At 32.7% G+C, this 10012-nt stretch carries 11 protein-coding genes; 10 read left to right on the top strand and 1 reads right to left on the bottom strand.

Annotated features, from left to right (window positions below; genetic code table 11):
* Positions 1–417: 417 nt before the first annotated feature.
* Positions 418–762 (top strand): DUF4156 domain-containing protein, encoded by a 345-nt coding sequence (locus HMPREF3129_RS10945; protein ID WP_036919064.1) that lies wholly within the window; start codon positions 418–420, stop codon positions 760–762.
* A gap of 108 nt (positions 763–870) precedes the next feature.
* On the opposite strand, the gene HMPREF3129_RS10940 is transcribed toward HMPREF3129_RS10945, so the two are convergent.
* Positions 871–1509 carry an NAD(P)H-binding protein gene (locus tag HMPREF3129_RS10940; protein WP_004245714.1) on the bottom strand — a complete coding sequence of 213 codons (639 nt, stop codon included), beginning with the start codon at positions 1507–1509 and terminating at the stop codon, positions 871–873.
* Between the two features lie 1132 nt (positions 1510–2641).
* On the opposite strand from HMPREF3129_RS10940, the gene HMPREF3129_RS10935 reads away from it, so the two are divergent.
* The 9 genes from HMPREF3129_RS10935 (at position 2642) to HMPREF3129_RS18970 (ending at position 9955) form a co-directional block, all read left to right on the top strand.
* Positions 2642–3205, top strand: a complete 564-nt coding sequence (locus HMPREF3129_RS10935; protein ID WP_004245713.1) for a fimbrial protein — start codon at positions 2642–2644, stop codon at positions 3203–3205.
* Between the two features lie 93 nt (positions 3206–3298).
* Positions 3299–3997, top strand: a complete 699-nt coding sequence (locus HMPREF3129_RS10930; protein WP_004249271.1) for a fimbrial biogenesis chaperone — start codon at positions 3299–3301, stop codon at positions 3995–3997.
* Complete coding sequence (locus tag HMPREF3129_RS10925; RefSeq protein ID WP_004245711.1) at positions 3975–4550, top strand: fimbrial protein; 576 nt, start codon at positions 3975–3977, stop codon at positions 4548–4550. The genes HMPREF3129_RS10930 and HMPREF3129_RS10925 overlap by 23 nt, the downstream gene beginning before the upstream one ends.
* Positions 4551–4552: 2 nt before the next feature.
* Positions 4553–5110 (top strand): fimbrial protein, encoded by a 558-nt coding sequence (locus HMPREF3129_RS10920; protein WP_004245710.1) that lies wholly within the window; start codon positions 4553–4555, stop codon positions 5108–5110.
* A gap of 7 nt (positions 5111–5117) precedes the next feature.
* Positions 5118–5834, top strand: coding sequence for a fimbrial biogenesis chaperone (locus HMPREF3129_RS10915; RefSeq protein ID WP_012368423.1), 717 nt, complete (start codon positions 5118–5120; stop codon positions 5832–5834).
* Between the two features lie 4 nt (positions 5835–5838).
* Positions 5839–6654 carry a fimbrial biogenesis chaperone gene (locus HMPREF3129_RS10910; protein ID WP_004249275.1) on the top strand — a complete coding sequence of 272 codons (816 nt, stop codon included), beginning with the start codon at positions 5839–5841 and terminating at the stop codon, positions 6652–6654.
* A gap of 43 nt (positions 6655–6697) precedes the next feature.
* Positions 6698–7246, top strand: a complete 549-nt coding sequence (locus HMPREF3129_RS18975) for a FimD/PapC N-terminal domain-containing protein (RefSeq protein WP_254668250.1) — start codon at positions 6698–6700, stop codon at positions 7244–7246.
* Positions 7247–7267: 21 nt separating this feature from the next.
* Positions 7268–9241, top strand: a complete 1974-nt coding sequence (locus HMPREF3129_RS10905) for a fimbria/pilus outer membrane usher protein (RefSeq protein ID WP_254668249.1) — start codon at positions 7268–7270, stop codon at positions 9239–9241.
* Between the two features lie 93 nt (positions 9242–9334).
* Positions 9335–9955 carry a hypothetical protein gene (locus HMPREF3129_RS18970; protein WP_012368422.1) on the top strand — a complete coding sequence of 207 codons (621 nt, stop codon included), beginning with the start codon at positions 9335–9337 and terminating at the stop codon, positions 9953–9955.
* Positions 9956–10012: the final 57 nt, after the last annotated feature.

Genomic DNA, 10012 nt, shown 5'->3' with positions numbered 1-10012 from the left:
GATCCACGTCCTTTAGGGCGTGGAGGATGTCAATATTGAGCCAGTACATAATGATTTAATGTTCCCTATTATTTAAGTATCAAAAAATAATTTCTATCAATGGCCTATTGCCTGATTATGCCATTAAAGCAGAGGACTAGGCTAAGAACGACGACCAAATAATGTGCCCAGTCTCGCACTGTGGTGTCTGAAAAGCACACAATATGTTTTAAAAGCTGCAAAGCGGTGTAAAATAAATAGATATTGCTTTGTCTATCTTAAAGCTAAATCATTAAGTCAAAATAAGTAACAAGTGGAAATAACATCTTAAGACTATAGGCTAATGTAAGATAGTGATGATTTATTTTTGCGCTTAAGAGGAGTGACAGGGTATATTGTTGTCATGACTAAACGGACACTCAAAGAAATGAGGGGATCATGCGAATTAAATTGTTATTGGGAGCCACTGCAGCGTTGTTGTTAGCAGGCTGTTCTGCAACAAATACATTGACCAGTGCAGGTTCACAGGTACAAATTACTGATACGCAACCAGGCAGCGAGTGCCAGTTATTAGGCACAGTAACCGGCGTTCAGAATAATTGGTTATCAGGCTCTCGTACTGAAAGCCAATCACTACGTGGTGCTGCTAATGATTTACGCAACAAAGCAGCAGCTATGGGTGGTAATGTTATTTTTAATGTTGGTACAGATGCAGGCAGCATTGTCGATAGTTTTGCGCCACTAGATAGCAAAATGAGTGGACAAGTTTATAAATGTCAGTAACAAACAATGGTTGTGTACATTGATAAGCTAGCTCGTGACTAACACATCTGGCCCTAATGTCTATCAGGGTCAGATTGTTTTTTATCAAAATCAGTAAACTAATCGTTTCTAAATTCGACTGAGGGCTGTTTTAATCGCCTCGTCACCATCTAATATAGGAATGCATTTTTTAAATGTATTCGGCTTATCTAATATCTCTGCTAATGTTGCCGCGACATTATCAATAGTGATTTCACCTTTTGTAGCATTATCTTCCAATTTGGTCGTAATTTTATATGTGCCTTGTTTTTCAGTTAAATAGCCTGCTTGAACAAGGGTGAAATCTAACTGGGTACGATCCCGTAAGTAGAGGTCGGCAAAATATTTAGCAGTAAAATAATCAATTAATTCAGTCCATTTATCAGGTGATAATGAATTAATCGCACTGAGCATAATATATCTTTTTATTCCTTTTTTTTCTGCTGCTTGCATCGTTTTAACAGCACCATGTAAATCAACTTGTAATAAATCCTTTCCTCGGGAGCCTGTCGTAAAATAGATAGCCTCTAAATTGTCTGGCAATAAATCGGTGATGGATGATAACGGCTTTGTTATGTCCAATTCAATTTCATGGTACTGTGAGGGATGATGTACTGATGTGTCGGATAATTTTCGGGTTGTACCTATGACATGATGACCTTTAGCAAGTAATATTTCGATTAAACGCTGACCTACTCGACCTTTAGCGCCAATGACGAGAATATTCATATTTCCTCCATTAAAATCTCAATTTCGTGTTTGAAGCTCCTCTTTACACTGAACTTAATTTTAAAACTTATTTTTTAATCAGGTAAATTATGTACCGTAAAAACTATCATTTAATGATTATTACTATAAGCGTAGTAGGATTTTTTTAGAGCCAAATGCAAATAATACAATAAATTAAAAAATAAAATATCCAATTCTACTAGGATAGATAATTATATGACTAATAGATAGTTTTAATAAGTGATAGTATTTAATTTATATTAAATGAGAAGCACATATTAATATTTTCATACTGATACTATCATGATGTTCTATCATATTTACTATAATAAAAATACTTATATATCAATGTGTATAGATGCTGATTATTTTTTTATTGTAATTTTAATGGATAAAATTAAAAATATATCATAATTAGATTATCTATATAAGATATTTTATATAAGCGTCATAAAAGTAAATTAATAAATTATAAGAAATAACAAAATATGACTATTTAAATTAGAGTGGTTTGGTTTTTATTATTTATTTATAATCAATAAAAGATAATCTAATTAATATTTATCAGAAGGTTATTTTAATAAAAAAACAAAATTAGAATCATAACCATTTGTTTTTAAAGGTTGTTTTTTTATTTTATCGTATGTATATAATGTAAATTTATATATAAGTAAATGTAATTTTTTCTATTGTGGTTGCTTTACTTTCCCCAACTCAGAGAATATACTGATTTAAGAATTAATATTTCTCATTAAATTTTTAACTTGGCTTAAAATAATATTTTAATATGGTGAGATTTAATTATGTGATTTAAATAACTCCGCTGTTTTTTCAAAAAATATATTATGCTTACTTTATACAGTGAGTGAGTATATATATATTTGATGTTTCTGTGATTTCAATGTTTATTTTTGTCATTTTTCTGATGAGCTAAAAATAAATACTGAGAAATGCAACATTATATGATGTTATTTTTGATGTAAAGTTAGTTTTATTAATGGGTTATAAACAATCGTTGTAAGGATCAATATCATTTATATAGTAAGGATCACATGTTGGCTTAGTACAATACGTTGGGTCTAAATTATTACGATATTGATAATTTTTAGATTATTTTATAAGAGAAGTTAATATGAAATTCAATAAATTAGGCGTAATGGTTGCTGGTGCACTTCTTATGGGTTCTTTATCAACTCAAGTTATGGCCGCTAAAAACGCAGACGTTACATTTTCTGCACGTTTAGTTGCAGCAACTTGTGATATCAGCGCAAGCCAAGATCGTGTTGATTTAGGTACTTATGCAACTACTGATATTCAAAATATTAACCAAGCTGTATCTGAAAAAGATTTCAACTTAGTGTTAAACAACTGTACTAAGATTGGTAAACCAGCTGAAGGTGAAGATCCTGCTGTAACTGTATCTAATATTGAATTATTAGCAAGCGGTAATGGCCTAGTTGGTAATGAGCAATTATTTGCTAGCGCTGGTGCAACTCAAGCTGGTATCAAGTTAACTGCAATGAACTCTGTAGTACTGAAACCAAATGAGTCAACAGAACTGCAAAACTTAAAAGCAGAAGGTGAAGGTAACCTGATTATTCCTATGAAAGCAGGTTTATTTGCTACAGAAACTGGTGACTCACTGAAAGCACAAGATATTAATGTTCCAGTAACCTTTAGTGTTGCTTATAACTAATATTAGTATGTTATGGGAAAGGAATTTATTCCTTTTCCATAATTTTGTTTTACTACCAATAGTAAAGTTGCAGTGCAATAAGGTGATAGGCAGATGGTAAACAAAATACGCTTTTTTCAATATATTTCGTTGTGTGTTTTAGGAGTATTATTTTTATCATTTCAGGTTCAAGCCGGTGTCGGTTTAAGCCAGACTCGTATTATTATTAATGGGGATACTAATACAGCCTCTATTAGCGCTAGAAATAATAATGCACAACCTTATTTAGTCTCTAACTTTATAACCGAAAAACTGGATACCTCATCACCACCTTTGAGTGGTATGTTTGTTATTACTCCAAACATTTTCAGGTTAGCTCCGGAAAGTGAAAATACAATAAAAATTCAAATAATACCAACAAATCTTCCTAAAGATAGAGAATCACTTTATTACTTCCACTCGCGAAATATTCCATCAACAAATAAAAATGAAGATGGGATAAAAATAGCGATGGAAAATATTATCAAGGTATTTTATCGCCCTATTAATTTAGCGATAAACCCAAAAGAAGCCGGTGATAAATTAGTTGTAAAAGCAACGCCTAATGGGATCAGTATTGAGAACCCTACGCCTTATTATATTAATCTTTTTAAGATTACCGTTAAAAATGAAACGATAAAATTAAATAAAATTAATAATATGATAGAACCATTTTCTTCTAAAAACTATGTGGTAAGTAATAAAACAGGTGCTGTTAATATTCATATTATCAACGATTTAGGCGGAGAAAGTGTCTACAATAAAAAACTTTAAAAGAACAGTATTGTTAGCGATGATGGTGTATGCAGTAAACTGTCAATCCGCAAATAATGGTACTCTCAACTTTTCTGCTAATGTAACACGTGGCACTTGTGAATTTAGCGATAGTAATGAGCTGAGTAAACATGTCTCATTTGAACAGTTTTTTACTATTGGTGATGCAGAAGACACACCAATAAAGGCGCCTATTAAAGGTAGTCTCGGCACTAAGCAATTTACTTATCTTATCGATTGTAAAGAGTACGAACCTGATAGTGAGAAAAAAATCACGATTAATGTAAAAACAGGCGCGAATACTGAATATTCAGATCAGGTTTTTTATGGAAAAGGCGATACGACTCAAACAGGTTTTTTAGTAAAAGGTTGTCTTGAGGGTGAAAATGCGAGTTGCCAAATTCTAGAAAACAATAAAAAGTTATCTTTTTCTTCTCACTCTAATTCAGCGATAAGTATTAACTACATCGTCGATTTTGTTAGACGCAACAATAATAAAATGACACCTGGTGACTCAACGGCGACTATTTTATTTGAATATATTCAGGATTAATTATGCAGACAAAAAAAGTGTCAATATTAATAGTTAGTCTTTGTTTATTATTGACGAGTTGGGCTTCAGTTGCAGCGCAATCAGTGAAATATAATTTTTCAGTCGTTTTTCTCGCTAAAACGTGTGAAATTGTTGTTCCAGATAATATTACTTTCACTAGTGGTGAAGGGGCTAGTTCTGTTAGTGCTAATGACATAAAAAATAATAAAATTAGTCAACAGATCCCTATCTCGTTAACTAATTGCTCAACAAGTTCTTTAAGTGGAACGAGCGTTTATATATCTCAAGGTGTTACTTTAACCGGAACTCGAGATTTTTTTAATAACAATGTTTCTGGGTCATTTGGTGTTCAACTTACAGACGACAGTGGTAGTAAAACATATAAAGTAAATAATAGCTCTGTTTTTAAACCTTCTGATGATTCTGTTGTGTGGGATAATATAACCTCAGAAAGCTCGACTAAATCATTAACAGCAAAGTTGCGTTGTCAAAAAGAGGGATGTACTCCAGAGGTTGGCCCTTTTACGGCAACAGTAGTGCTTAGCTTTTTTTCTGATTGATTAAAATATGAATATATTAAAAACGATTTCATTACTTTTTAGCTGTTTTATTTTTTCTGCATCATATAGTTATGCAGGGCTATCTTTGTCACAAAGTCGCATTATATTTTCTGAGGGAGATAAAAGTCAAAGTGTACAAATAAATAATGATACAGATAATCTTTATTTATCTCAAAATATGATAACGGCTGATTTAGATGGCAAAAAAGATGAGCATTTTATTGTATTGCCACCGTTAAAACGATTAGAGCCTCAGTCATCGGTTTCTATAAAAATTTTACCACGCTCTTTAGATACATTACCAAGTGATCGGGAATCACTCTTTTTTTTCACTGCATATTTGATACCTGAAACAAAAAGAGGGCAACAAAATAATAGTGGTGATTTATCACTAAAAATTAATATGGTAACAAAAATTATCATAAAAGGATTTTATCGACCAAATGAATTAGCCATAACATCACTAGATAGTCATGCTAAGAAGATAACCTTTAAAAAAGTAGGTAATAATGTGCAAGTCAATAACCCAACACCTTATTATTTTACAGTATCAAATTTAAAATTCGATGGCAAAAGTTATCAATCAGCAAATGCACCTATGGTTGCGCCATTTTCGTCACTCAATTTAGCTATAGATAAATCAATTAAACAGGTTAGTTGGCAATATATTGATGATTTTGGTGGATTATCAAATACATTTGAAAATAAAATAATTGTGGAGTGACTAAATGTTATCTTTTTTAAGAGGTAGAAAAAAAAATATTATCCAGATAGTCATATTCTGCCTATTTTTTCTATCTTATTCAGTCACATCGAAAGCAGTTGAAAAAATAGAAAACGATACTGTGGATCTAACAGATTTCGGGAAAAATGGTTTTTCTTTTGTAGTAAAAAGATATATCTATCTGGAAAGTGATATAAAAGGTATCTCTATCTCTTTAAAAAATAATAACAATAGTGCTTATTTAATTAATAGCTCTATTTTATTTAATGATGATGATAAAAATGTACCTATAGTGAATAAAGATCGTGAAAGAACACCTTTTATGATTTTACCACCTTTGTATCGTTTAGAACCCTCTAGTGAATATAGCTGGAATATTCGTCGTATTAGTGAAGGTTCTAATGATATGGCGTTACCAAAAGACAGAGAAAGCTTATTTTGGATTGCATTTAGAGCAGTTCCTCTTAAGGATAGTAAAATTGAGGAAAAGAAATCTGTGTCACTAACGATAACACCTACTTTCTTTTTCAAATTAATTTATAGACCTGAGTCAATAATGGCATTGGAAAATAAAGATGTTATTGATGATGTTATTGTTGAAAAGGTAAATGAGAACATAGTTATAAATAATAAATCACCACTTTATATGACTTTTGAATATTTAAAAGTGGGCGAGGTTGAAATAAAAAATGATGGTAGAGCAATAACGGTAAAACCATTCTCTACAGTATCAGTTGAAGCACCTAAAAATGTTCAAGGAAAGCTGAGTTGGAGATTCAATGATGAAAATTTCTTTATAATAAAAGATAAAGAATATTAACTTAACAATAATTCTTATTTATGGGTGGTCTTTGGGGTGGTTTATGAAACCTATGTTGCATAAAATTCTTTGTATCAATCTTTGTGTTTTATCTGTGGCAATGCCGAAAATCGCATTGTCTGATAATTACTTTGATCCGAATCTTTTACTAAATAATAATGACAATATTGATTTAAGTAATTTCAGCAAAGAAGACTACATTGCACCAGGAGACTATAGTTTAAGCGTTTTTGTTAATACTGAGCCATTAGGTGAAAAGACAATTTTATTTAAAGCAAACAAAGAAGGTAAAGTTGTCCCAGTTGTTACAATCAAAGATTTGAAGCTATTTGGGGTTAATGTTTCAGCGATAAGTAAGCTAAGTGATCTACCCGAAGATACAGAAATTGATAATATAGAAGCGTATATTCCTAATTCAAGGCTAACCTTTAATATTAATAAATTAACATTAAATGCATCTTTTCCCCAAGTTAATATGGATAAGAGCTTTCAAGGTGAAATTCCCGCAGAATTATTAGATGATGGTGTGAGTGCTGTTATCCTTAATTATATGGCTAACTTTATTAAAAATAGAACGACAGGTGATTATTAAAGCCATAATAACAACTTTTTCTTGAATCTTAATGGTGGTGTAAATATAGGCCCTTGGCGTTTAAGAACAAATTATTCTTATAATAAATCGAGTGGTTCAGATCAGCGTTCTTCAAGTGATTCTGAATTTAGTAATACCTATGTAATGCGAAATATCGCTTATTTAAAATCAATGCTGAAAATTGGTGAAATTACCACTGGAGGGAATATTTTTTCAAGTATTCCGATAAAGGGGATTTCTTTAGCCACTAACCAACAAATGTTACCAAGTAGTATGCGTGGATATGCTCCTGTGGTAAGAGGTTTTGCCAACAGCAATGCAACCGTTACCATTCGTCAAAATGGTCAAATTATCTATAAATCTTTTGTTGCTCCTGGGAATTTTATTATTAATGATATTTCCGCCGGCGGTATTGGTGGGGACCTTGAAATAACCATTGAAGAAGAAGATGGCTCTAAGCGTGTATATACACAAGCCTATTCATCGCTGCCTATCATGTTGCGTGAAGGGCAATTTGAGTATGAGTTTAGTGCGGGGCAATATGATGGTGGTATCACGACAGATTCCAAAAAAAGTAAATTTGCTTTAGGAACGTTTAGTTATGGTATCAATAACTCAATTACTGCATACGGTGGTTTATTAATTGCCAATGGTTATACCTCTGGTGTTATCGGTTCTGGTGTTTCTCTTGGGTTATTAGGTGCCTTATCTGCGGACGTCACTCTCGCCAGAGCTAATTTGGATAAAACTTATCACGGTCAATCATATCGGGTTCGTTATTCTAAGAGTTTATTATCTACAGGGACTTCGTTTGATTTAACCGCATTACGTTATTCAACTAAAGATTACTATGACTTTAGTGATTACAATAACTCAGGTTATGAATTGCGAGAAGGTATTGCACCTTGGTTAAGCCAACGTCAGAAATCTAGTTTTCAAACCTCAATTTCACAATCATTAGGAAAATACGGTTCCATGTATCTTCGTGGTGAAACCAGCCGTTATTGGGGGAATAGCCGTGTTAATAATAGTGTCACATTAGGCTATAACACTGTTCTGAAAGGTATTGCATTTAATATAGATTATTCTATTTCTCGCCTAAAAAGTGATGACAATACATGGCCAGAAAATAGACAAATTAATTTTAATATGAATATGCCACTGAGTGTGTTCTCAAATGCAAGTGGCTTGCAAAATATGAATGCAAGCTATCTTCTGACACATAGCAATGATGGAAGAACTTCGCAACAAGCCGGCTTAAATGGCTCTGCATTTGATAATCAACTCTCTTATGGTATCTACCAAAATACAGATAACAAGGCAGATAGTTATAGTGGCAATATGAATATGAGTTATTCAGGAAGTAAAGGAACGCTTTCTGGGGGTTATAGCTATGGGAAAAATAGAAATAGCTTTAATGGTAGCCTTATTGGTGGTGTTGTTCTTCACTCAAAAGGAGTGACATTATCAAGGATGTTAGGTGACAGTATTGCCATAGTGAGCGCAGATAAAGCAAAGGGCGCAGAAATCAATGGAAATGTGAAAATAGATACATTTGGTAATGCCATTGTCCCTCAATTAAGTCCTTATGATACAAACAGTATTAGCGTAAATGTCAGCACATTACCTGATGATGTGACACTTAATGAAACGTCAATGAAAGTCTATCCAACCGAAGGGGCTATTTTAGCAAGACAATTTCAAACTAAAGTGGGTTATCAGGTTATTTTTGATATAAAAACAGCGCAAAATATAGCGATACCTTTTGGTGCAATGGCTTCTTTGACAGATGAAAAAGATAAACAGGTAAATACCGGTATTATCGATGCCTATCAAACTCTTTATATGAGTGGGTTACCCAATGATGGGAATGTCGTGGTGACTTGGAATAACAATACGGGCAAACATTCATGTCAATTTAGTTATTCAGAGCTTGAAAAGATTGAAGTATCACAACAAAACCCAATAAGAATGGTGACCGTTAATTGTCAATAATTTTTATAATTATTAAGTTAAACAAGGTGATAACCAGCAATGCTGTTATGTAAAGGCAAAGAGTAATGACGTTCCCGCAAATAAAAAAATGTATTGTTACTTTCTATTGGCACTATCAGTGGATATTCAGTTTACGCTATTGGTGCGTTAGAGCCGGGAAATTATAGTCTAGCCAGAGATCATTCTTTGCAATTTAATGTAGCTATTAGTTCTGGATTTTCAATTGATGCTAGGCCTTATTTTTCAGATTCTAGTACAAAGATAACAGTCCATACATTAAAAGCCTGCGATGTGACGCCACAAACAGCAACATCGATTAATTACCGTAGTCAAATAGCACAAAATTTTGCTACACCGACTAAACTCGATGAGAATATTGCCAGTATAAATGTTGATTGTCCCTATGCTGGGAATGTACATATCACATTAAGACCGTTTAATACCTTAGTCAAAGGCAGTAATACGGGAATGGAATTAACCGGCACTAAAGCGCAGGAAAGCGGTTATGTGGTGACTTCGCTAACTAGCCAACAACAAAATACTATTTGTGAACCTAATTCCAGTGATGCGTTAAGTTATGTCGGTAGTAATAAATTAGTTAATGCTATGCCCAAAGTTTTTAATCAAACGTTATATTTTAATCTTTGTGCAAATAGTAATATTCCCGCAGATAGATACTCGGGCAGTGTCGATGTAGCGATTTTAGTCGAGTAATATGCATTAACGTAATATTGGGCAAATAAGAACGCGATCATTCTTATTTGCTTTTTA

Source organism: Proteus sp. HMSC14B05 (genome assembly GCF_001808035.1).
GTDB classification, from domain to species: domain Bacteria; phylum Pseudomonadota; class Gammaproteobacteria; order Enterobacterales; family Enterobacteriaceae; genus Proteus; species Proteus mirabilis.
Note: the sequence above shows the minus strand (reverse complement) of the source record. Positions and strands in the feature narration are given on the sequence as shown.

Excerpts from the sequence above, each read along its gene's own strand:
- HMPREF3129_RS10920 (WP_004245710.1), top strand. The coding sequence starts at position 4,553 with ATGCAGACAAAAAAAGTGTCAATATTAATAGTTAGTCTTTGTTTATTA.
- HMPREF3129_RS10915 (WP_012368423.1), top strand. The coding sequence starts at position 5,118 with ATGAATATATTAAAAACGATTTCATTACTTTTTAGCTGTTTTATTTTT.
- HMPREF3129_RS18975 (WP_254668250.1), top strand. The coding sequence starts at position 6,698 with ATGAAACCTATGTTGCATAAAATTCTTTGTATCAATCTTTGTGTTTTA.
- HMPREF3129_RS10935 (WP_004245713.1), top strand. The coding sequence starts at position 2,642 with ATGAAATTCAATAAATTAGGCGTAATGGTTGCTGGTGCACTTCTTATG.
- HMPREF3129_RS10930 (WP_004249271.1), top strand. The coding sequence starts at position 3,299 with ATGGTAAACAAAATACGCTTTTTTCAATATATTTCGTTGTGTGTTTTA.
- HMPREF3129_RS10940 (WP_004245714.1), bottom strand. The coding sequence starts at position 1,509 with ATGAATATTCTCGTCATTGGCGCTAAAGGTCGAGTAGGTCAGCGTTTA.
- HMPREF3129_RS10910 (WP_004249275.1), top strand. The coding sequence starts at position 5,839 with ATGTTATCTTTTTTAAGAGGTAGAAAAAAAAATATTATCCAGATAGTC.
- HMPREF3129_RS10945 (WP_036919064.1), top strand. The coding sequence starts at position 418 with ATGCGAATTAAATTGTTATTGGGAGCCACTGCAGCGTTGTTGTTAGCA.